Annotated in this window: 25 protein-coding genes and 1 pseudogene; 22 read left to right on the forward strand and 4 right to left on the reverse strand. The window is 63.8% G+C overall.

Annotated features, from left to right (window positions below; translation table 11 throughout):
• The first annotated feature begins 1 nt into the window (after position 1).
• The 21 genes from rplX to AC1DFE_RS00295 all read left to right on the forward strand — a co-directional run bounded on the left by rplX (position 2) and on the right by AC1DFE_RS00295 (position 13,819).
• Complete coding sequence (rplX, locus tag AC1DFE_RS00195) at positions 2-361, forward strand: 50S ribosomal protein L24 (protein ID WP_102973687.1); 360 nt, start codon at positions 2-4, stop codon at positions 359-361.
• Complete coding sequence (gene rplE / locus AC1DFE_RS00200; protein WP_003803769.1) at positions 361-942, forward strand: 50S ribosomal protein L5; 582 nt, start codon at positions 361-363, stop codon at positions 940-942. Before rplX ends, rplE begins: the two co-directional genes overlap by 1 nt.
• A gap of 82 nt (positions 943-1,024) precedes the next feature.
• Positions 1,025-1,423 carry a 30S ribosomal protein S8 gene (gene rpsH / locus AC1DFE_RS00205; protein ID WP_015937843.1) on the forward strand — a complete coding sequence of 133 codons (399 nt, stop codon included), beginning with the start codon at positions 1,025-1,027 and terminating at the stop codon, positions 1,421-1,423.
• Between the two features lie 18 nt (positions 1,424-1,441).
• Positions 1,442-1,978, forward strand: coding sequence for a 50S ribosomal protein L6 (rplF, locus tag AC1DFE_RS00210; RefSeq protein WP_476903927.1), 537 nt, complete (start codon positions 1,442-1,444; stop codon positions 1,976-1,978).
• 2 nt (positions 1,979-1,980) lie between these two features.
• Entirely contained in the window at positions 1,981-2,364 is a 384-nt protein-coding gene (rplR, locus tag AC1DFE_RS00215; RefSeq protein WP_476903928.1) for a 50S ribosomal protein L18, read from the forward strand.
• Entirely contained in the window at positions 2,361-3,077 is a 717-nt protein-coding gene (gene rpsE, locus AC1DFE_RS00220) for a 30S ribosomal protein S5 (protein ID WP_476903929.1), read from the forward strand. The genes rplR and rpsE overlap by 4 nt, the downstream gene beginning before the upstream one ends.
• A gap of 3 nt (positions 3,078-3,080) precedes the next feature.
• Positions 3,081-3,287, forward strand: coding sequence for a 50S ribosomal protein L30 (gene rpmD / locus AC1DFE_RS00225; RefSeq protein ID WP_056626615.1), 207 nt, complete (start codon positions 3,081-3,083; stop codon positions 3,285-3,287).
• Positions 3,288-3,776, forward strand: coding sequence for a 50S ribosomal protein L15 (rplO, locus tag AC1DFE_RS00230; RefSeq protein WP_476903930.1), 489 nt, complete (start codon positions 3,288-3,290; stop codon positions 3,774-3,776).
• A gap of 195 nt (positions 3,777-3,971) precedes the next feature.
• Positions 3,972-5,282: a preprotein translocase subunit SecY gene (secY, locus tag AC1DFE_RS00235; protein WP_476903931.1), complete on the forward strand. Its 1,311-nt coding sequence runs from the start codon at positions 3,972-3,974 to the stop codon at positions 5,280-5,282.
• Positions 5,283-5,287: 5 nt separating this feature from the next.
• A complete protein-coding gene (locus tag AC1DFE_RS00240; RefSeq protein ID WP_476904359.1) occupies positions 5,288-5,857 on the forward strand; it encodes an adenylate kinase in 570 nt (189 codons plus the stop codon).
• Positions 5,858-5,984: 127 nt separating this feature from the next.
• Complete coding sequence (map, locus tag AC1DFE_RS00245; protein ID WP_476903932.1) at positions 5,985-6,815, forward strand: type I methionyl aminopeptidase; 831 nt, start codon at positions 5,985-5,987, stop codon at positions 6,813-6,815.
• 75 nt (positions 6,816-6,890) lie between these two features.
• Positions 6,891-7,889 carry a P1 family peptidase gene (locus tag AC1DFE_RS00250; RefSeq protein WP_476903933.1) on the forward strand — a complete coding sequence of 333 codons (999 nt, stop codon included), beginning with the start codon at positions 6,891-6,893 and terminating at the stop codon, positions 7,887-7,889.
• Positions 7,890-8,060: 171 nt separating this feature from the next.
• Positions 8,061-8,282, forward strand: a complete 222-nt coding sequence (gene infA, locus AC1DFE_RS00255) for a translation initiation factor IF-1 (protein WP_011775571.1) — start codon at positions 8,061-8,063, stop codon at positions 8,280-8,282.
• A 70-nt stretch (positions 8,283-8,352) separates the two neighbouring features.
• A complete protein-coding gene (gene rpmJ / locus AC1DFE_RS00260) occupies positions 8,353-8,466 on the forward strand; it encodes a 50S ribosomal protein L36 (RefSeq protein ID WP_009358722.1) in 114 nt (37 codons plus the stop codon).
• Between the two features lie 172 nt (positions 8,467-8,638).
• On the forward strand, positions 8,639-9,013 hold the full coding sequence (gene rpsM / locus AC1DFE_RS00265) for a 30S ribosomal protein S13 (RefSeq protein WP_028275004.1): 375 nt from the start codon (positions 8,639-8,641) through the stop codon (positions 9,011-9,013).
• Between the two features lie 72 nt (positions 9,014-9,085).
• Complete coding sequence (gene rpsK / locus AC1DFE_RS00270) at positions 9,086-9,487, forward strand: 30S ribosomal protein S11 (RefSeq protein WP_102973678.1); 402 nt, start codon at positions 9,086-9,088, stop codon at positions 9,485-9,487.
• 132 nt (positions 9,488-9,619) lie between these two features.
• Positions 9,620-10,630, forward strand: a complete 1,011-nt coding sequence (locus tag AC1DFE_RS00275) for a DNA-directed RNA polymerase subunit alpha (RefSeq protein ID WP_476903934.1) — start codon at positions 9,620-9,622, stop codon at positions 10,628-10,630.
• A gap of 78 nt (positions 10,631-10,708) precedes the next feature.
• A complete protein-coding gene (gene rplQ / locus AC1DFE_RS00280; RefSeq protein WP_476903935.1) occupies positions 10,709-11,293 on the forward strand; it encodes a 50S ribosomal protein L17 in 585 nt (194 codons plus the stop codon).
• A 31-nt stretch (positions 11,294-11,324) separates the two neighbouring features.
• A complete protein-coding gene (gene truA / locus AC1DFE_RS00285; protein ID WP_476903936.1) occupies positions 11,325-12,215 on the forward strand; it encodes a tRNA pseudouridine(38-40) synthase TruA in 891 nt (296 codons plus the stop codon).
• Between the two features lie 129 nt (positions 12,216-12,344).
• Positions 12,345-13,199, forward strand: a complete 855-nt coding sequence (locus tag AC1DFE_RS00290) for a response regulator transcription factor (protein WP_476903937.1) — start codon at positions 12,345-12,347, stop codon at positions 13,197-13,199.
• A 134-nt stretch (positions 13,200-13,333) separates the two neighbouring features.
• Positions 13,334-13,819, forward strand: coding sequence for a sensor histidine kinase (locus AC1DFE_RS00295; protein WP_476903938.1), 486 nt, complete (start codon positions 13,334-13,336; stop codon positions 13,817-13,819).
• Positions 13,820-13,846: 27 nt separating this feature from the next.
• Here AC1DFE_RS00295 and AC1DFE_RS00300 read toward each other — a convergent pair.
• Both AC1DFE_RS00300 and AC1DFE_RS00305 read right to left on the reverse strand, forming a co-directional pair.
• Positions 13,847-15,779 (reverse strand): annotated as a pseudogene (locus AC1DFE_RS00300) (HNH endonuclease signature motif containing protein).
• A gap of 100 nt (positions 15,780-15,879) precedes the next feature.
• Positions 15,880-17,547 carry a sensor histidine kinase gene (locus AC1DFE_RS00305; RefSeq protein ID WP_476903939.1) on the reverse strand — a complete coding sequence of 556 codons (1,668 nt, stop codon included), beginning with the start codon at positions 17,545-17,547 and terminating at the stop codon, positions 15,880-15,882.
• Between the two features lie 252 nt (positions 17,548-17,799).
• Here AC1DFE_RS00305 and AC1DFE_RS00310 point away from each other — a divergent pair, with 252 nt between their 5' ends.
• Positions 17,800-18,582 (forward strand): response regulator transcription factor, encoded by a 783-nt coding sequence (locus AC1DFE_RS00310; RefSeq protein ID WP_476903940.1) that lies wholly within the window; start codon positions 17,800-17,802, stop codon positions 18,580-18,582.
• Positions 18,583-18,614: 32 nt separating this feature from the next.
• Here the strand turns inward: AC1DFE_RS00310 and AC1DFE_RS00315 are convergent, their stop codons facing one another.
• Together AC1DFE_RS00315 and AC1DFE_RS00320 are read right to left on the reverse strand one after the other, a co-directional pair.
• A complete protein-coding gene (locus AC1DFE_RS00315) occupies positions 18,615-19,076 on the reverse strand; it encodes an Hpt domain-containing protein (RefSeq protein ID WP_476903941.1) in 462 nt (153 codons plus the stop codon).
• 106 nt (positions 19,077-19,182) lie between these two features.
• A complete protein-coding gene (locus AC1DFE_RS00320; RefSeq protein WP_476903942.1) occupies positions 19,183-20,067 on the reverse strand; it encodes a type II secretion system F family protein in 885 nt (294 codons plus the stop codon).
• Between the last annotated feature and the right edge of the window lie 2 nt (positions 20,068-20,069).

The following is a 20,069-nucleotide window of genomic DNA, read 5'->3' on the forward strand; positions in this document are numbered from 1 at the left end:
CATGGCTAAGATCAAGAAGGGTGACCTGGTTCAGGTCATCACTGGCGCCAAGGCTGAGCGCGGCGGCGACCGTGGCAAGCAGGGCAAGGTTCTGCGCGTGTTCCCGGAAACCAACCGCGTGCTGGTTGAGGGTATCAACCGCGTAACCAAGCACACCAAGGTCGGCCAGTCGCAGCGCGGCACCAAGACCGGCGGCATCGAGGTTGTCGAGGCTTCCATCCACGTTTCCAACGTGGCTCTGGTTGACCCGTCCACCAAGAAGCCGACCCGCGTTGGTTTCCGCCTCGACACGGTTGAGAAGGACGGCGTCAAGAAGACCGTCCGCATCCGCGTGGCCAAGAGCTCCGGGAAGGACATCTAATGACTGAGACTCTCGAGACTCCGGCAACGAAGATCGTTCCTCGTCTGAAGACCAAGTACGCCGATTCCATCAAGAGCGCGCTTCTTGAGGAATTCAAGTACGAGAACGTGAACCAGGTTCCCCGTCTGGTCAAGGTTGTAGTGAACATGGGTGTTGGAGATGCCGCCAAGGACTCCAAGCTGATCGACGGCGCTGTCCGCGACCTCACCCTGATCACCGGCCAGAAGCCGCAGGTCACCAAGGCCCGCAAGTCGATCGCCCAGTTCAAGCTGCGCGAAGGCATGCCCATTGGTGCACACGCAACCCTGCGTGGCGACCGCATGTGGGAATTCGTGGACCGTCTGGTCACGCTGGCCCTGCCCCGTATCCGCGACTTCCGCGGCCTCAGCGGCAAGCAGTTCGATGGCAACGGCAACTACACCTTCGGTCTGACCGAGCAGGTTATGTTCCACGAGATCGACCAGGACTCCATCGACCGCACCCGCGGTATGGACATCACGGTCGTGACCACCGCCAAGACCGACGACGAAGGCCGCGCGCTGCTCAAGGCGCTTGGTTTCCCGTTCAAAACCGAAGCTTAATTAACTACGTAAAAGGTCCGGCCGCTCTGATCCCACAGGGACAGAACGGCGGAAACCGTTACGAGGAAGGGCAAGTGCCCAAATGACAATGACAGATCCTGTCGCAGATATGCTTACGCGCCTGCGTAACGCAAACTCGGCATACCACGATTCCGTGTCTATGCCTTACAGCAAGCTCAAGGCTCGCGTTGCTGACATCCTCAAGGCCGAAGGTTTCATCGCCGGCTGGAAGGAAGAGGACGCTGAAGTCGGCAAAAAGCTGACCCTTGATCTCAAGTTCGGTCCGAACCGCGAGCGTTCAATCGCGGGTGTCCGTCGTATTTCCAAGCCGGGTCTCCGCGTTTACGCGAAGTCCACCAACCTGCCGCACGTGCTGGGTGGCCTGGGTATCGCAATCCTGTCCACCTCTTCCGGCCTCCTGACTGACAAGCAGGCCGGCAAGAAGGGCGTGGGCGGCGAAGTCCTCGCTTACGTCTGGTAACGGGAAAGGAAGAGAATAATGTCACGTATTGGACGTCTCCCCATCACCGTTCCTGCCGGCGTTGAGGTCAAGGTTGACGGCTCTGTCGTCAGCGTCAAGGGTTCCAAGGGCGAGCTGAGCCACACTGTGGCCAGCCCGATCGAGGTTGCGCTGGAAGACAGCACCCTGACCGTCACCCGCCCGAACGACGAGCGGGCCTCCCGCTCGCTCCACGGCCTGACCCGCACCCTGATCGCCAACATGATCCAGGGTGTCACCGCAGGCTACGAGAAGAAGCTCGAAATCGTCGGTACCGGTTACCGCGTTCAGGCCAAGGGTTCTGACCTTGAGTTCGCTCTCGGCTACAGCCACTCGGTCAACGTTTCGGCTCCGGCTGGCATCACCTTTGCAGTAGAGGGTCCGACCAAGCTCTCTGTCTCAGGCATCAACAAGCAGCAGGTCGGCGAGGTTGCTGCCAACATTCGCAAGCTGCGCAAGCCTGACCCGTACAAGGGCAAGGGCATTCGCTACGCAGGCGAAGTCATCCGCCGCAAGGTCGGAAAGGCTGGTAAGTAACCATGGCCATCGCCATTAACAAGAAGCGTACGAACAAGAGCAAGTCTGCTTCGCGCAGCCGCCGCCAGCTTCGTATCCGCAAGCGCATCTCCGGAACGGCTGTACGTCCTCGCATGGTCGTCAACCGCTCCGCACGCCACGTATTTGTCCAGGTTGTCGACGACACCCTTGGCCAGACCGTAGCGAGCGCGTCCACTCTGGAAGCTGACCTTCGTGCATTCGACGGTGACAAGACCGCCAAGGCCAAGCGCGTTGGCGAGCTCGTAGCCGAGCGTGCCAAGGCTGCCGGCGTCGAAGCTGTTGTCTTCGACCGTGGTGGTAACAAGTACCACGGCCGGATCGCTGCCGTCGCTGACGGTGCACGCGAAGGTGGGCTGTCACTGTGACCGAAGCAAACAAGGAAAAGGACACTGTGCCTGCAGAAGAGAAGGCGACCGAAGCCGCAGCTGCTGAGACCACTGCCCCCGCTGCCGAAGACCGCCGTGGTGGCGCCCGTCGCGGCGAGCGTGGCGACCGTGGCCAGGGCCGCGGCGACCGCGGTGGCCGTGGTGGCCGCGATGGCGGACGTGAAGCCGAGAAGAACCAGTTCATCGAGCGCGTTGTTACCATCAACCGCGTTTCCAAGGTCGTCAAGGGTGGTCGTCGCTTCAGCTTCACCGCACTCGTCGTCGTTGGTGACGGTAACGGCCTGGTCGGCGTCGGTTACGGCAAGGCCAAGGAAGTTCCCGCTGCTATCGCCAAGGGCGTTGAAGAGGCTAAGAAGTCCTTCTTCCGCGTTCCCCGCGTGGGCAACTCCATCCCTCACCGCGTTCAGGGTGAAGCCGCTGCCGGCGTCGTAATGCTGCGTCCGGCTTCCGCCGGTACCGGTGTTATCGCCGGTGGTCCGGTCCGTGCAGTACTGGAGTGCGTGGGCATCCACGACATCCTCTCCAAGTCGCTCGGTTCCTCCAACGCCATCAACATCGTTCACGCGACCGTTGATGCCCTCAAGCGCCTCGAAGAGCCGGCAGCCGTGGCAGCACGCCGTGGCCTGCCCCTCGACGAGATCGCTCCGCCGGCACTGGTGAAGGCTCTGATGAACCAGAAGGCAGGTGTCTAAGTCATGGCTAAGAACCTGATTCCCTCCGACGCCCAGTTGGAGATCACTCAGATCAAGTCCGCCATTGGCGGCAAGCAGAACCAGCGCGACACCCTGCGGTCCCTCGGCCTGAAGCGGATCGGACACACCGTTGTCCGTACCGCCGACGCCGTGACCGTTGGCATGCTCAACACGGTTCCGCACCTGGTAAAGGTAGAGGAGGCGAAGTAAATGGCAGAGAAAGCCGAAAAGGCAGAGACCGCCGCTGCTGATAAGCAGAGCGCTCTGAAGGTTCACCACCTGCGTCCCGCCCCGGGTGCCAAGACCGCCAAGACCCGTGTTGGTCGTGGTGAGGGTTCCAAGGGTAAGACCGCCGGTCGCGGTACCAAGGGTACGAAGGCCCGCTACCAGATAAAGGCTGGCTTTGCCGGCGGCCAGCTGCCGCTGCACATGCGCCTGCCGAAGCTGCGCGGCTTCAAGAACCCGTTCCGGGTTGAGTTCCAGGTTGTGAACCTGGAGAAGCTCAACGAGCTGTTCCCGGAAGGTGGCAATGTCACCGTGGAGAACCTGGTCGAAAAGGGTGCCGTTCGCAAGAACCAGCCCGTCAAGGTGCTTGGCACCGGCGACATCACCGTCAAGGTTGACGTCACCGTCCACGCATTCTCGGCCAGCGCCGCTGAAAAGATCGCTGCTGCCGGCGGAAGCACCACCGCGCTCTAAGGGATTCTTCCCGGAGCCGGTGGGCAACAGCCTGCTGCGCAAACTCCCGGCACGGGGGCCGATGCCCCTGTGCCGGGAGTTTTTTCATACCTATTGGGTCTTCCGGATTGTTCGCAGGCCGCAATCACCGGTTAGACTCGGTTGTTGGGTTCATAGACCTGCATCACAAGACTTATTAACAACTGAGGAGGACGCTTGCTAAGCGCATTCGGCCGGGCGTTTCGAACGCCTGATCTGCGACGCAAGTTGTTGTTCACGCTGGGAATCATCACAATCTTCCGCTTGGGAGCCTTCATCCCCTCGCCTGGTGTGAGCTACCAGAATGTCCAGCAATGTTTGTCGAACGGGCAGACCCAGGGCGGGATCTACCAGCTCGTCAATCTTTTCAGCGGCGGTGCGCTGCTGCAGGTCTCCATCTTCGCTCTGGGTATCATGCCGTACATCACGTCGAGCATCATTGTGCAGCTTCTGCGCGTGGTCATCCCGCGGTTCCAGCAGCTGTACGAAGAGGGCGCCTCCGGGCAGTCCAAGCTGACGCAGTACACGCGGTACCTGACCATCGCCCTTGGCCTGCTGAACGCCACGACGCTGGTGTCGCTGGCCCGGTCCGGCCAGCTGCTGCCCGGCTGTAACCTGCCGATCATCCCTGAGCAGGGCATCATCACCACGATCCTCATCATCATCACGCTGACGGCCGGCACCGGCCTCATCATGTGGATGGGTGAGCTGGTGACCGAGAAGGGCGTCGGCAACGGCATGTCGCTGATGATCTTCACGGCCATCGCTGCGGGCTTCCCCACCTCGCTGGGCGCCATCTGGAAGGCGCAGGGCCCGGGCACGTTCTTCATCGTCGTCGTCATCGGTCTGCTGACTGTTGCCCTGGTGGTCTTCGTGGAGCAGTCCCAGCGCCGTATCCCGGTGCAGTACGCCAAGCGCATGATCGGCCGCCGCACAGTGGGCGGCACCAGTACCTACATTCCCATCAAGGTGAACATGGCTGGCGTCATTCCCGTCATCTTTGCTTCCTCGATGCTCTACCTGCCGGCGTTGATCTCGCAGTTCAACCAGCCGAAGGCGGGGGAGTCGATCCAGCCGTGGGTTGAGTGGATCAACAACAACCTGACCCGCGGTGACCACCCCATGTACATGGTGATGTACTTCGCCATGATTGTGTTCTTTACCTACTTCTATGTGGCGATCACCTTCAATCCTGAAGAGGTCTCCGACAACATGAAGAAATACGGCGGCTTCATTCCGGGTATCCGTGCCGGCAAGCCGACCGCGGATTACCTGCAGTACGTCCTGTCGCGGATCACGCTGCCCGGCGCCTTCTACCTTGGCTTCGTGGCACTGATCCCGCTGGTGGCGCTCGTGCTGATCAACGCAAACCAGAACTTCCCGTTCGGTGGCACCTCGATCCTGATCATGGTGGGCGTTGGCCTGGAAACCGTCAAGCAAATTGACGCGCAGCTACAGCAGCGTCACTACGAAGGGCTATTGCGATGACCAGAATGTTGATTATCGGACCACCGGGTTCGGGCAAGGGCACGCAGGCGGAACGCATCTCAGAACGCCTCGGCGTCGTTGCGATCTCCACCGGCGACATCTTCCGCGCCAACGTGAAGGGCGAAACGCCGCTCGGCGTTGAGGCCAAGAAGTTCATGGACAACGGAGATTTCGTCCCGGACAGCGTGACCAACAAGATGGTCCGCGACCGTCTCAGCGAAGCCGACGTCGAGGACGGCTTCCTGCTGGACGGCTACCCGCGCACCACTGCCCAGGTTGATTACCTGGACCAGATCCTGGCCGACGGCGACCAGAAGCTGGACGTCGTCCTGCAGCTCACAGCCGATGACGAGGAACTCGTCTCGCGCCTGCTGGGCCGCGCTAAGGAAACCGGACGCAGTGACGACAACGAGGCCGTCATCCGCCACCGCCTGGACCTCTACCACGAGCAGACCGAGGCTGTAGTGGCCAAGTATGCCGAACGCGGCATCCTGACCCGGGTGGATGGCATTGGCCAGATCGACGAGGTCACCGACCGCGTCATGCAGGCCATCAAAGAGGCGCAGGCCGCCTGATTTTGTTCTAACGCTACGAGGCTCCTCCCGCACCACGGGGAGGGGCCTCCGGCTTTTAGCCCCGCGCTTTCTGGTTCCACATCCGGCAACCAGGCCGGCGGGGGCACATTGAGAGGAAACACCCCAGATGGCATTCGGCCAGCCACGGATTGAATACAAGACCAACGCGCAGATGCGCACCATGCATGAGGCCGGGCTCGTCCTGAGCCGGGCCCTCGACGCGGCCGTGGCGGCGGCAGCCCCGGGCGTCACCACCCGGCAGCTCGATGAGGTCTTCGCTGCCGTGCTGCTTGAGGCGGGTGCCAAGTCCAACTTCCTGGGCTACCACGGGTTCCCGGCCACCGTCTGCACGTCGGTCAACGAAGAAGTGGTTCATGGCATCCCGGGGGAGAAGGTCCTGCAGGACGGGGACATCATCTCGATCGACGGCGGCGCCATCGTCAACGGCTGGCATTCCGACTCGGCGCGGACTGTCATCGTGGGAACGCCGGACCCGGAGGACCAGCGGCTCTCGGATGTCACAGAGGCCGCCCTGTGGCACGGCATCGCCGCCCTGGCTAAGGGTAAGTTCGTGGGTGACATCGGCGCGGCCGTGGACGATTACGTCTCCTCGGTGCCCGGCAAACCGCTGGGCATCCTCGAAGACTACGTCGGCCACGGGATCGGCTCGGAGATGCACATGGCGCCGGACGTGCTGAACTACCGCACCAGCCACCGCGGGCCGAAGATCCGTCCCGGCCTGTGCCTGGCCATCGAGCCGATGCTGGTGCGCGGCGGCATCGAGACAGCGGTCCTGGAGGACGACTGGACCGTGGTTACCACCGACGGCAAGCGCTCATGCCAGTGGGAGCATTCCGTGGCAGTGCACGAGAAGGGCATCTGGGTGCTGTCCGCGCCCGACGGCGGCGCCGCGAAGCTCGCAGCCCTTGGCGTGGTGCCGGTCCCGATTCCCAACTGACTCGCAGTTGTTGTCGTTTTGAAGGCTGAAAACGACAACAACTGCCAGTTAGTTGGGTGGGGCACAATGGGAGCCATGGGTGTGAGTGATGGAGCCGCAGCGCAGGGAAAGATCACCGATGTGCCTGGCATGCGTGTGGGGCACCGACAGAAGTCCGACGGCGGGTGGCTGAGCGGGGTGACCGTCGTCCTGCCCCCTGCGGGGACAGTGGGTTCGGTGGACGTCCGTGGCGGTGGGCCCGGCACCCACGAGACCGACGCGCTGGACCCCACCACCCTGGTGCGCACTGTGGACGCCGTGGTGCTTACCGGCGGCAGCGCCTACGGCCTGGTCACAGCCCACGGCGCCCAGCGCTGGTGCGAGGAGCAGGGCCGGGGCTTCGCCGTGGCGGGAGGGGTGGTGCCCATCGTTCCGGCGGCAGCCATCTTCGACCTCGGCCGCGGCGGCGACTTCAGCGCCCGCCCCGATGAGGCCATGGGCTACGCGGCTGCCGCGGCCGCAGGCGCGCAAACGGAAGGGCACGACGTCGGCCGCGGCAACGTGGGAGCCGGGACCGGAGCCGTCATAGGACGGGGCAAATACAAGGGCGGAGTGGGCACCGCGTCGGTTTCCCTGGAGAGCGGGATTGTCGTGGGGGCACTGGCAGTTGTGAACGCGCTGGGCCTGCCCTTGGTTCCAGAGGCCTCGGGCGAGACCGCCACACCCGAGCAGAGGGTTTCGGCCGTTGGGACGGGACCCAGCCCAGCCCTCAACACCACCCTCGTCGTCGTCGCCACGAATGCGGTGCTGGATGTGGCCGAGTGCAATCGGACCGCCTCGGCTGCACATGCGGGGCTGGCTCGGGGGCTGAATCCCAGCCACACCCTGGCGGACGGGGACACCGTGTTCTGCCTCGCCACCGGAGGCCAGGAGCTGGACCGGAGTACGGAAGCCGCCCGGCAGGCGAGTCTCATTACCCTGCAGAGTGCGGCAGCCGACGTCGTACGCCTGGCCATCCTGGACGGGGTCAGTAGCGCACGGGCGGTGACAACTCCTGCGGGTGAATTTGGTGCATACGGGGGCAATGTGCGCTAACATGGCTGGATTTAACTTTCCGGGCCTCATGCCGTAGAGTTGCATGTTGGTTGTCTGCCCTGCCACGCCCATTTGTGGGCCGGAGGGTGACGATCAATCAAATCAAAAAACGTCCGCAGTCATGCCCGGCGCCAGCCGGAGGTCTGTGGCAAACAACAGTTAGCGGAGGATATGGCCAAGAAGGACGGGGTCATAGAGATCGAGGGCGTAGTGACTGAGGCGCTGCCCAACGCGATGTTTCGTGTTGAGCTCACCAACAAGCACGTCGTCCTGGCACACATCTCTGGAAAGATGCGCCAGCACTACATCAGGATTCTCCCTGAGGACCGCGTAGTGGTGGAGCTGAGCCCTTACGACCTGACACGTGGTCGTATCGTCTACCGCTACAAGTAAACGTTGGGCGGCCAAGGCATTTGCCTAAGGCCGCTCCATCGGCCCAACTGCTATCACGCAAAGGAACGCCATGAAGGTCAAGCCGAGCGTCAAGCAGATCTGCGAAAAGTGCAAAGTGATCCGCCGTAACGGCCGGGTCATGGTGATCTGCGAGAACCCGCGCCACAAGCAGCGCCAGGGCTAATTCCCGTCAGGGAATCCCTGGGTTGCTAACCCACGCAAGTAAATAAAGGCAGCACAAGCTGAACTGGGACGCATGAGCCCGGACAGCTAACCCCCGGTCGGAGGCTGGGGCCGCACTGAAAGTGCGGGTGTACTGCCTACGACCTCCGGTTTATTCAAGGAGTACTGCCACTATGGCTCGTCTCGCTGGCGTAGACATTCCCCGCGAAAAGCGGCTGGAAATTGCGCTTACTTACATCTACGGCGTGGGCAAGACCCGTGCACACGAAACCCTGGCTGCCACCGGCATCAGCGCTGACGTTCGGGTCAAGGACCTGACGGATGCGCAGCTGGTAGAGCTGCGTGACTACATTGAAGGCAACTACAAGGTTGAGGGTGACCTTCGCCGCGAAGTAGCAGCAGATATCCGCCGCAAGGTTGAAATCGGCAGCTACGAAGGTATTCGCCACCGCAAGGGCCTGCCAGTGCGCGGACAGCGTACGAAGACGAACGCACGTACCCGCAAGGGTCCGAAGCGCACCGTCGCAGGCAAGAAGAAGGCCCGCTAAACCCCATTTGCCTGACGGCAAATGAGGGATCAGCAACGGCCTTCCCCCAAATAACTTTCTGTAGGAGAAGAAATGCCCCCGAAGACTCGTGGCGCGGTTCGCAAGCCGCGTAAGAAGGACAAGAAGAATATCGCGCTTGGCCAGGCGCACATCAAGAGCACGTTCAACAACACCATCGTGTCCATCACGGACCCGAGCGGTGCTGTGATTTCCTGGGCTTCCGCCGGTGAGGTTGGATTCAAGGGCTCGCGTAAGTCCACCCCGTTCGCTGCGCAGATGGCTGCCGAAGCTGCCGCCAAGCGTGCACAGGAGCACGGCCTGAAGAAGGTTGACGTGTTCGTCAAGGGACCGGGTTCCGGACGCGAAACCGCCATCCGTTCGCTGCAGGCTGCCGGCCTCGAGGTTGGCTCCATCCAGGACGTGACCCCCGCCGCGCACAACGGCTGCCGTCCGCCGAAGCGCCGCCGCGTCTAAGTATTTTCCGCGCACCGGAGCTTGCCCGGACCCGTTTCGGGTCCGGGCAAGCCCGCCGCGTTAAGTCCTCAGACCGCATTTCCACCACCTGTGTTGCGTCATATAGCGGATGCTCGCCGAAAGGAAACCTAAGTGCTCATTGCACAGCGCCCCACCCTCTCCGAAGAGGTCGTCTCCGAAAACCGCTCCAGGTTCATCATTGAACCGCTGGAGCCGGGCTTCGGTTACACCCTCGGAAACTCCCTCCGCCGTACCCTGCTCTCCTCCATTCCCGGTGCCGCTGTAACCAGCATCCGGATCGATGGCGTGCTGCACGAGTTCACGACGGTTCCGGGTGTCAAGGAAGATGTCACCGAGATCATCCTGAACATCAAGAACCTGTCCGTTTCCTCCGAGCACGACGAGCCGGTTGTTGCGTACCTGCGCAAGCAGGGCCCCGGAGTCGTCACCGCCGCGGACATCGCTCCGCCGGCCGGCGTCGAGTTCCACAACCCGGACATGCACATTGCCACGCTGAACTCGAAGGGCAAGTTCGAACTCGAACTGACCATCGAGCGCGGCCGCGGCTACGTTTCGGCAGCTCAGAACAAGTCCGGCGACGCAGAGATCGGCCGCATTCCGGTTGACTCGATCTACTCGCCGGTGCTGAAGGTTACTTTCCGCGTGGAAGCCACCCGTGTTGAGCAGCGCACCGACTTCGACAAGCTCATTGTCGACGTCGAGACCAAGCAGGCCATCGCCCCGCGCGATGCGGTTGCTTCCGCAGGCACCACCCTGGTGGAACTGTTCGGTCTGGCCCGCGAGCTGAACACCGCAGCTGAAGGTATCGAGATTGGCCCGTCGCCGACGGATGCTGCCCTGGCAGCAGACATGGCTCTGCCGATCGAGGATCTGGACCTCACCGTCCGTTCCTACAACTGCCTCAAGCGTGAGGGCATCCACACCGTGGGTGAACTCGTTGCCCGCTCCGAGGCTGACCTGATGGACATCCGCAACTTCGGTGCGAAGTCCATCGATGAGGTCAAGGCAAAGCTGGTTGAACTGGGTCTGTCCCTGAAGGACTCCCCTCCCGGTTTCGACCTGGCAGCCCGCGCCGCAGCCATCGAAGAGGACGACGCCGCGTTCAGCGACGACGAGCTCTAACAAGCAGATCTTGGCCGAGGGGCTGGTCCGCACCGTGTTGTGCGCAGCCCCCCGGCTTCCATATGAGGAGAAACAATTATGCCTACCCCCACTAAGGGTCCGCGCCTCGGAGGCGGCCCGGCTCACGAGCGTCTCATGCTCGCGAACCTGGCTTCCGCACTGTTCGAGCACAAGCGGATCACCACCACAGTCACCAAGGCCAAGCGCCTGAAGCCGTATGCAGAGCGCCTGGTCACCTTCGCCAAGCGTGGCGACCTCGCTTCCCGCCGCCGCGTTCTCGGCCTGATCAGCAACAAGGGCGTCGTCCACGAGCTGTTCACCGACATCGCCCAGGCTGTGGAGAACCGCGAAGGCGGCTACACCCGCATCACCAAGATCGGCAACCGTAAGGGCGACAACGCTCCCATGGCTGTCATCGAACTGGTTCTCGAGCCGGTTTCCGCCAAGCAGGCTGTTGTAGCCGAGGCTACTCAGGCCGCTGCCAAGGCTGCTCCGGCCGCCGAGGAAGCTCCCGAGGCAGAGGTCGTCGAGACCGAAGCTGCTGAGACGGAAGCCGCAACCGAAGAGGCTCCGGCCGCTGAGGAAGCTCCGGCCGAAGAGGCTGCTGCTGAAGAAGCACCCGCCGAAGAAGCTGCTGCTGACGAGGCCAAGGACGCGAAGTAATTCGCTAAATCCTTCGCATAGACTTGAGTCTATGACCCACCGAAAACCCGCTGCCCCCGTTTTGGGGGGCGGCGGGTTTTTGCGTATCCGGCTCGATTTGGCGTACGACGGCGGCCCGTTCAGCGGGTGGGCAGTGCAGCCAGGCCTGCGTACAGTTCAGGGGGTTCTGGAAGGCGCGCTGGAGCTGCTGATCCGCCGACCGGTGCGCGTCACCGTGGCAGGACGCACGGACGCAGGCGTGCACGCCCGCGGCCAGGTGGTGCACCTCGACCTGACGGAAGCCGAGTGGCTGGGACTGAACCGCGGTGCGGCCGTCGATCCCGCCGTCGCCCTCCTGCGCCGCCTGCGTGGCACGGTCAGCCGCGGGCTGGGGGACCAGACCGGCTCCATCGTTGTGCAGCACGCGGCCATAGCCCCCGAAGGTTTTGACGCCCGCTTTTCCGCGCTGTGGCGCCGCTACAGTTACCGGATCGCCGATGGCTTCGAGAAATGGGATCCGCTCGGCCGCTACGACACCCTCTGGCACAAGACGCCCCTGGACGTGGACCTGCTGAATGAGGGCGCGGCGCAGCTGCTGGGCCTCCACAACTTCCTGTCCTTCTGCAAGCCGCGGGAAGGCTCCACCACCGTCCGGGAGCTGCAGCGGTTCGAGTTTTCCCGTGGCCCGGACGGACTCATCGTGGTTACCGTCCAGGCCGACGCCTTCTGCCACAACATGGTGCGCGCCTTGGTGGGGTCGGCACTGTACGTGGGGGAGGGGCAGGAGCGTCCGGAGTGGCTGCACGAGCGCCTGCTGGCGAGGAAGCGCGACGCCCGTTCCGTCCTGGCCGCGCCGCACCCCCTGGTGCTGGAGGAAGTGGCCTACCCCTCCGACGACGAACTGCTGGCCCGCGCGGAGCTAACGAGGGCGGTGCGGAAGTAGGCCTGGGCCGTGCTCCTGTGTGGCCGGGCGTTGTGTTGCACGCTGTGAGGGTCGTCCCTCATTTCCGGGCGCGCGACTAGTAGGCTGAGACGCAGTCTTTAATCATGTGGTCCTTACAGGGGGTAAGGGATGAATGATCGTCGCGTCGTCGTCGTTATTGAGCAGGATGAGGAAGCCAGGTCCGTGTTGCGGGCCACGCTCGGGGAAGCCGGGTTCGAGGTGCACTGCGCTGCCACCGGCGAGGCTGGCGTTGCGCTGGTGCGAGCCAGGCAGCCGGACACTGTCACGCTGGACCTGCTGCTCCCGGACATGGACGGCTACGAGGTGCTGCGGCGCATCCGCGAATTCAGCCACACCTACATACTGATCGTCACCGCGCAAAGTGACCTCCGGGCCACCCTGAAGGGGTTCGACGCCGGGGCTGACGACTACATGGTCAAACCCATCCGGCCCCGCGAGCTGCGGGCCCGCGTGGACGGGATGCTGCGCCGGCCGTGGCAGCTGACGGTGCCGCCGATCGTGACGCCGCGGGAGCCGCCCCTGGTCTCGCCGCGGCTGCGCCGCCCCCAGCCGGTGCCGGTCCTACAGCCGGTCCCAGTAGCCGCACAGGCCCCGGGCCTTTCATCCGCGGCCCCCTCTCCAGCCGCAGGCCAGGGCTACGAGCACAAGGGGTTGGAGCTCGACGGCGCCACGCGGGCTGCCACCCTCGGCGGCCGTGCCCTGCCGCTGACCCGCACCGAGTTCGATCTCCTGCACATCCTGCTGCAGCGCGGCAGCGGCGTGGTCACCAAGGCGGAACTCGTTGGGCTCTTGGGACTCGTCAAGCGGGAGGCCGGGAACCAGGACGGCGGCGCAGCGGGAACACGGGACCCCGGCCGGATCATCGAAACCCACATCGGCAACCTGCGCCGCAAGCTGGGTGACGACGCCCGGCAGCCACGCTGGCTGAAGACGGTCCGGGGCTCCGGCTACACCTTGGCGTAGCGGCAGGCGGTGCCGCAGGTCAGGACGCTGCCGCTCCTGTGCCTTGCAGCACGCTCAGAATGCGGCCCTCCAAACGGGGGACACGCCGCCAAGGTTACAAGAAAATAACAAGGCATCGGGCGCACCGTTAAGACATGAAATCACTTACAAGCGACGACGTCGTCGCAGTCCGTGGCGTTCTTACCGATACGCATCCGGTCGATTTCTACGCGCTTGGCGTCGCGGGGGCGATTGACCGTTTGGCCCTCCCGTTGCGAGAGCGTGGGATCACCGTACAACTCGAGGCGCCCCACCATGGAATGGAAGTGGACAGGAAGTCCGCCACGCTGCTCTACCGGGCCGCGCAGGAGCTCCTGAGCAACATCCATAAATATGCTGGGGCGTCCTCCGTGACCGTCCGCCTGTGCTGTGTCTGCCGTTCCGGGGACAACCACGCTGTCCAGCTCCGTGTGACCGACGACGGCGGCGGGTTCGACGTCGAGGCCGCCACCCACGGCAGGCACTCCGGCATGGGACTGCGCTTCATGCGCCTGGCCGTAACTTCCGCGGGCGGCCACATGGCGATCGAATCGACTCCTTCGTTGGGAACCTGCGTCACCGTAACCCTCCCGCTGGACTAGGGCACTTCCCCTTCTTTAGCCGCCTTCCTAGGCTGCTGTTGATGATGCCGAGCCGGGGGATGATGCCCAGTCGGGCCAAGGGGCCACTGGCAGTGGTGGTTCAAGGCCGTCGAGAGCCACCGGTCTCTCTTGTCCGTCTGGGTCGTCGGGAGCCTCCGAAGGTCCGGGCCGCTGGTCATTGGCCAGGCCTGAGTAGTCGTCGAACTCGTCGAAGCTATTGGGCCCGTTGAGCCGTCCCGGCGGGTCGAGCCAAACCGGCGGCTCCGGCAAATCCTGGCCGGGTGACGGTTCAGGCCCGTCCTGGCTGGGTGGCAGTCCCGGCCAGTCCTGGTTGGGTGGCAGTCCCGGCCAGTCCTGGTTGGGTGGCGGCTCGGGCAATCCCTGGTTGGGTGGCTGTCCCGGCCAGTACTGGCCCGGCGGCAGTTCTCGCCATGCGTGCTCGCTTGGCAGTTCTGGCCAGCTGGGTGGTTCCCAGTCCTGGTGTTCGGCCGCGTAGGTACGACCCTTGGGTGAGATCCAGCCGGGCGGGCTCTCGCGGGTGGCGCCGACAGGTTTCCACGCCGTGGTGTGTTTCAGGCGGTGGTGCTTGGGGCAGGGCTGGCCGAGGTTGGCGACGCCGGTGCCGCCGCCGTCGGACCAGGCGAGGATGTGGTCGGCGTCGTTGTCGAGGGAGTGGTTGTTGCAGTTGGGGAAGGTGCACTTGGCGTCGCGCAGCCGCAGCCATTGGCGCATCGGCTTCGTCAGCCGGTAGCTGGTGCGTCCGATCTCCAGTGGCGCCCCGTTGCGCGGGTCGGTGAGGACACGCAGGAAGGATGTTCCGCCGTCGGCGACGAGCCGGCGGGCCATGGACGGCGGGATTGGACCGTACCCGTCCAGTGTGGCCGGTTCTTCGGTCAGGCCGAGGAGTGAAAACACCGGAACTGTGATCAGGACCTGCGCCGACGGCGACGGCACGTCACCGGCCGGCAGACCACCGGCCAACACAGCGCTGGCCGGGGCCGAATCTGGCAGTTCTGAACCTGCCGGCACTGGACCTGCCGGCTCTGAACCTGCCGGCACAAAACTTGCCAGCACAGAACCCGCGGCCGCACCGCCGACCGACGCCGCCCTCGCCCCGGTGGCCTGCGGTGAGCAGCCACGTGGCGGCGGCGTCGACGCGAAGTTGGGTCAGGGTGCGGGATTCGGCGGGGCCCTGCATGGCGCGGGCGGCTGCGGTGACGCGGTTCCAGATCCCGGCAGCTTGGTCCGCTGGCAGATAGGCAGAGAACCACGCCATTCCGTCCCGGTCCGGGACGTACTCCAGCCGCCGGTCGGCGGCAGAATGGCGGTGGCGTATTTCGATGCTCTCCGGGTGGTGCCGCTCCCGCCAAGAGCGTGCCTTGGCCCGGAACCTGCTTGGTGTCAGCTCCCCGGCAGGGCAACCCCGGGCAGCATTCGGTGCGTCAGGGTCCAGGAAATGCGCCTCAAACGCCGCCGCATCCGCAGGATCAAAACCGGAGGTTTCATCACACATCACCCGCGCGTGCTGCCACGAAATGCTCCCTGACCCCAGTGCAGCCAGCGTTAACGGCCGGTCATTGCTCAGCATGGCCGACTCAACCAGCAACCGTTCCGCCGACCCTTCACTCACGGTTAGTGCCCCAGCCACCTCCGCGGTCACGGACATCTGCCGGACGGTGCGGTCCTGCGGGGAAGCATAAGGCGATGCCAGGGCCTCCTCCGCCGCTGCGAATCCGGCGGCGAAGTGCACCTTCACGGCCGCCAGACGGGCCTCCATCCTGGCCACCTCGGACATGCCGTCCAGGCAGATATCCGCCTGATCACGCAGCGGGTCCGGCTGATGCGGCAGCGGATCCACACCCGCCGGGCCCGGACTAGCCGTCCTGCGGAGCTCAGCAGCCAGCGTGGCGGCAGAGGCACTAATGGCCTCCAACGCATCAGCAGCCGCACTGTTTTCCATACCCACAGCATGCCACCGGCCTGCGACGAGAATGACGCTGCTTCGCGTCTATGTGGAAAACCGGGCCTATGTGGATAACCGGATATGACTCAAACCCGCGTCAGGATTCGGGGGTTCCCTCGGCCGGCAGCGTGAGGGTGAACGTGGTGCCAGCACCGGGCTTGCTCTCGCAGGAGATGTTGCCGCCGTGCCGCTCCACGATGGTCTTGGTGATGGACAGGCCCAGGCCCACACCGGGAATGGCAGCCTGGCGTGCGGCTTGGCTGCGGAAGAACCGGGTGAACACCCGCGATGTTTCCTCTTCACTGATGCCCATGCCAGTGTCCTGGACCTTCAACTTCACCAAGGCGTCGCTGCGCCGGGCACTCACGGTGACCTTGCCGCCGTCGGGAGAGTATTTGATGGCATTGGACACCAGGTTGTCCAGTGCCTGGCCGATGCGGAGCGGGTCGGCGTGCGCCCACAGCGGTGCGGGGACGTCGGTGGCCAGGGAGACGTTGCTGGCGTCGGCCTGGGCCTGGACCGAGCCGATGCTGTTCTCGATTAGCCCCGCCAGGTCTGTCCGGCGGGGGTGAACGGCCAGGACGGCGGACGCCGACACCAGCAGTTCGGAGACAAGGGAGAGCAGCCGTTCGGCATTGCGCTGCACCACTTCCAGCCTGTGCACGGAGTCGGGGGATAGGCCGTCCGCTTCATCCATCACCAGGTCCACGTTGCCGAGGACCGACATCAGGGGACTGCGGAACTCATGCGAGACGTTGGAAATCAGCTCCTCCTTGGCGGAGAGCGCCTCCACCAGCCCCGTGACGTCACTGTAAACGATGACCGCCCCGCTGAACCCGCCGTCGTCGTTCCTGATGATCCGCGCGGCGGTGGAAACTGCCCGTTGCGAGGTTCCCTCGCCCAGCCACACCAGGTAGTCGGCGAACGTCTCGCCAGCGACGGCGCGGCGGATGGGCCGCTTGTCCAGCGGGAGCGGGGTCACCCGGTCCTGGCCGAACATGAGCTGCTGTGCTTCCAGCGGCTGCTCCGTGCCGGCGGGGGCAGCCGCCTCCCGGAACGTTTTCTGCTGGTCGTTGACCAGCACCTTCTGGCCGCCGGCGTCCACGGCCACAATTCCCACGTCCGTGGTGTCCAGAATGGTCTTGAGCAGCCGTTCGCGGTTCCTGCTCTCCACCAGCAGCTCGCGGAGCTCGGCATCCTTCTTCTCCAGCCTCTGGCGCTGCAGCCGAACATTGGCGCCGGCGAACCTGATTGCCAGCGATACGGCCAGCATCATTAGCGGAAGCAGAATTGCCGAGGCAATGTCCGAAGGTGAAATTTTGGGAAACTTTTCCACCAGTGTGGGAAAGGAGATGAGCAACGTGCCGAAAAAGCTCAGAAATACCGTGAGGCGCGGGAAGTCTTCGGCGCTGGAAAGCCAGATCACGGGGAATATTGCCAGAACTCCAAGCCCGGCCACGGCAGGAACGGCACCGTTGCGGGCCAGCCCGATGACCACCATGTCGAGTATCGGAATTACCAGGTAGGCGTTGGGCGCCAGCCGTTCCCAAGGGATCAGAAAGCAGCCGAGAAACGTGGCAACCATCATGATGATGGCAGCGATGAAGACGCCGCTCTCGATCAGCGTGGGCCACACCGCCGGAGCGGCTATTGCCAGCGCGGCAAGAATAAGGGTTACTGGGAGTTGGCAGAGTGCCACCCGGACACGGGGCTGCAGCCGTCGGAAGAATCGGTCCGTGCCATGGACCAGCACCTGCTCACCCAATGCTGCTGCGTCCGTTACTCGCCTGCGCTGCCGAATTCCCGGGCCACTCGTAGTTAAACGAAGACATGAAGCCCATTATGCACGTCCATTCTTCGGTAATTGGAGGGGAAGGCGATGCTGTGCTGTGTGCGTCTAAAAGATATCGGTAATTTAGGGTCTTTGGGCCTGTCTACGTTGTAGCGTAGGTAATCTGGTAGCGCTTACCGCATTGCGCTGGGCTGTGCGGTGGTTTTTACCTGGATAGAGGTAGTGGTGGGCGATCTTGGTGTTGCCGTGGTCATCGAAGATGATGTGGACGTTCGGAATCTTCTTGACGCGGTCTTGCAGCAGGCTGGTTTTGAGGTGCACTCGGCAGGAACCGGCCGTGACGGGGTTGATGTCGCCAGGCAGCGCCAGGCAAACGTAATAACTCTCGACGTCGGTCTTCCGGACATTGACGGCTTCGAGGTCCTTCGCCGCATCCGTCAGTTCAGCGACGCTTACATCGTGATGCTCACCGGCCGCGGGGACGAACTGGACACGATCAGCGCGCTTCAGGGCGGCGCGGACGACTACATCGTCAAGCCCTTCCGGCCGCGCGAACTGCGGGCCCGGATCTCCGCCATGATGCGCCGGCCCAGGGTTGCTTCCGGCGAGGACACTCCGTCAGCTTCAGAGTCCGGGCCGGTTGGCTCCACTGGCTCCTCCGGTACGCGCCGTGGCACTGTGCTGCAGCACAATGGGCTGGCAATGGACACGGAAACCCGGACTGTGGCCCTGCACGGTACGCCGCTGGGGCTGACACGGAGCGAATTCGACCTCTTGCACGAGCTGCTGAGGGGAACGGGCGCCGTGCGCACCCGGGCCGATCTGGTGCGTGTGGTGCGAGGCGAGTACTACGGCGAGGACACCTATATCAGCGAGGCCGACGAGCGGGCAGTTGAGGTCCACATCGGCAACCTGCGCCGCAAGCTTCGTGAGGATCCGCAGAACCCCCGGTGGCTGGTGACGGTGCGCGGGGTTGGTTACCGTCTGGCACCTAAGCGGGCGGAGTAGGTTTAGGAGCGCCCCTCCCAGCGGCTTGCTGGCTAGGATTCCGGCGGCAGGTAGCCCAGCTTCAGGCCGCTGACGGTTTCTTCGCCAGTGAGCGCCACGCAGGGCAGTAATTGCCGTGCCGCGGACAGGTCACCGCGTTTGACCAACTGCTCCAGGTCCACGGCCAACTTGGCCAGCCGCGCGGCGCCAACCATCAATGCTGAGTTCTTCAGGCTGAGGACGGCGTCCATCGCTGCGTCGGCGTCGTCGTCCTCGACGGACGCTTCAAGATAGGTGCGGCGCTTGTCCCAGATTTTGATGTAGTCACGCGCGAAGTTGTGCGCTATGCCGGTGTTGCCCATGTCTCCTTCAAGTTCGTGAAGTACATCCAGGTCGAGGACGGGCAAAATGACACTCTCCGATTCGTTATGAGCCCTGCCACCAGGGGTGCCAGACGCCGGGGAGCAGACGCCGTTGGCGCTGCTGTCGGCTGCTCCGGAACCTGAAATGGACATGACTTAAGGCTACTTTCTGAGGTTGGGAAAACCCTGATTGAGCTTGGATCCTGTGGAAACCCTGCGGGTACCTTGTGGTGGGCCCGAACCTGCGGAAGTCCCCACATTACTGGTTGGCGAAGGTCTCGATGGCGTTGATGACGGCCGGGCCCAGGATGGCAATGAAGAGGACCGGGAAGATGAAGAACAGCAGCGGGAACAGGATCATCACCGGAAGCTTCATCGCCTTTTCCTCGGCACGCTGCCGGCGCTTCACGCGCATAACCTTGGCCTGAACCCGTAGGACGCGGCTGATGGCGATGCCGTATGTGTCCGCCTGCACCACGGCCTGGACGAAGCTGCGCAGTTCCGGGATGTTGGTTCGTTCGGCCAATGCGAGGTAGGACTCGCGGCGGCTGCGGCCCACCTGCATGTCCTGCAGCGTGCGGACCAGTTCCTCCGCGAGCGGTCCCTTGCCGTTCTCGCCGGCACGAGCCATTGCACCCTCGAAGCCGAGACCCGCCTCGACGGAAATCAGCATCTGGTCCAAGGTGTTGGCGAGCTCCAGTTGCATGGCTTTCTGCCGCTCCTGGCCCTTGCTGTAGAGCATCAGGTCCGGGACGAAGTAGCCAAGGAACAGGACAAAGATGCCCACGAGCTTCATGATCGGCGTAGTCCCGATGGAGCTGATATACAACCCGAGAAGACCGCCAGTCAGACCCAGCGCCGGCTTGGCAGCCAGTAATCTGCCGAGCGGCATGGATGCCGGGCGGCCAGCCAGGGCAAGCAGCTTGTCGAGCTTATACACGTAACTGGCGGGGGTGAGGCGGTAGCCGATCTTCTCGACCAGACCGTTGTGGGGCTTTTTCTCTACTTCAGCCCGGTGGATGCCCCTGGATAGAAGGACGCGGGCGTTCGCTGCCGCTTTCCGGTCGACTGAAAGAAAGGACCACGCCAGGTAGGCGAGCGGAAGGCAGATCAGGAGCAGGGCAAGGATGATCAGGGGACTCACGG

It is taken from the genome of Arthrobacter sp. 05T423 (assembly GCF_056396245.1).

What these genes read in the sequence shown, in the direction of transcription:
- rplX (WP_102973687.1), top strand. Translation starts at nt 2, where the DNA reads ATGGCTAAGATCAAGAAGGGTGACCTGGTTCAGGTCATCACTGGCGCC.
- rplE (WP_003803769.1), top strand. Translation starts at nt 361, where the DNA reads ATGACTGAGACTCTCGAGACTCCGGCAACGAAGATCGTTCCTCGTCTG.
- rpsH (WP_015937843.1), top strand. Translation starts at nt 1,025, where the DNA reads ATGACAATGACAGATCCTGTCGCAGATATGCTTACGCGCCTGCGTAAC.
- rplF (WP_476903927.1), top strand. Translation starts at nt 1,442, where the DNA reads ATGTCACGTATTGGACGTCTCCCCATCACCGTTCCTGCCGGCGTTGAG.
- rplR (WP_476903928.1), top strand. Translation starts at nt 1,981, where the DNA reads ATGGCCATCGCCATTAACAAGAAGCGTACGAACAAGAGCAAGTCTGCT.
- rpmD (WP_056626615.1), top strand. Translation starts at nt 3,081, where the DNA reads ATGGCTAAGAACCTGATTCCCTCCGACGCCCAGTTGGAGATCACTCAG.
- rplO (WP_476903930.1), top strand. Translation starts at nt 3,288, where the DNA reads ATGGCAGAGAAAGCCGAAAAGGCAGAGACCGCCGCTGCTGATAAGCAG.
- AC1DFE_RS00240 (WP_476904359.1), top strand. Translation starts at nt 5,288, where the DNA reads ATGTTGATTATCGGACCACCGGGTTCGGGCAAGGGCACGCAGGCGGAA.
- map (WP_476903932.1), top strand. Translation starts at nt 5,985, where the DNA reads ATGGCATTCGGCCAGCCACGGATTGAATACAAGACCAACGCGCAGATG.
- AC1DFE_RS00250 (WP_476903933.1), top strand. Translation starts at nt 6,891, where the DNA reads ATGGGTGTGAGTGATGGAGCCGCAGCGCAGGGAAAGATCACCGATGTG.
- infA (WP_011775571.1), top strand. Translation starts at nt 8,061, where the DNA reads ATGGCCAAGAAGGACGGGGTCATAGAGATCGAGGGCGTAGTGACTGAG.
- rpmJ (WP_009358722.1), top strand. Translation starts at nt 8,353, where the DNA reads ATGAAGGTCAAGCCGAGCGTCAAGCAGATCTGCGAAAAGTGCAAAGTG.
- rpsM (WP_028275004.1), top strand. Translation starts at nt 8,639, where the DNA reads ATGGCTCGTCTCGCTGGCGTAGACATTCCCCGCGAAAAGCGGCTGGAA.
- rpsK (WP_102973678.1), top strand. Translation starts at nt 9,086, where the DNA reads ATGCCCCCGAAGACTCGTGGCGCGGTTCGCAAGCCGCGTAAGAAGGAC.
- rplQ (WP_476903935.1), top strand. Translation starts at nt 10,709, where the DNA reads ATGCCTACCCCCACTAAGGGTCCGCGCCTCGGAGGCGGCCCGGCTCAC.
- truA (WP_476903936.1), top strand. Translation starts at nt 11,325, where the DNA reads ATGACCCACCGAAAACCCGCTGCCCCCGTTTTGGGGGGCGGCGGGTTT.
- AC1DFE_RS00290 (WP_476903937.1), top strand. Translation starts at nt 12,345, where the DNA reads ATGAATGATCGTCGCGTCGTCGTCGTTATTGAGCAGGATGAGGAAGCC.
- AC1DFE_RS00295 (WP_476903938.1), top strand. Translation starts at nt 13,334, where the DNA reads ATGAAATCACTTACAAGCGACGACGTCGTCGCAGTCCGTGGCGTTCTT.
- AC1DFE_RS00315 (WP_476903941.1), bottom strand. Translation starts at nt 19,076, where the DNA reads ATGTCCATTTCAGGTTCCGGAGCAGCCGACAGCAGCGCCAACGGCGTC.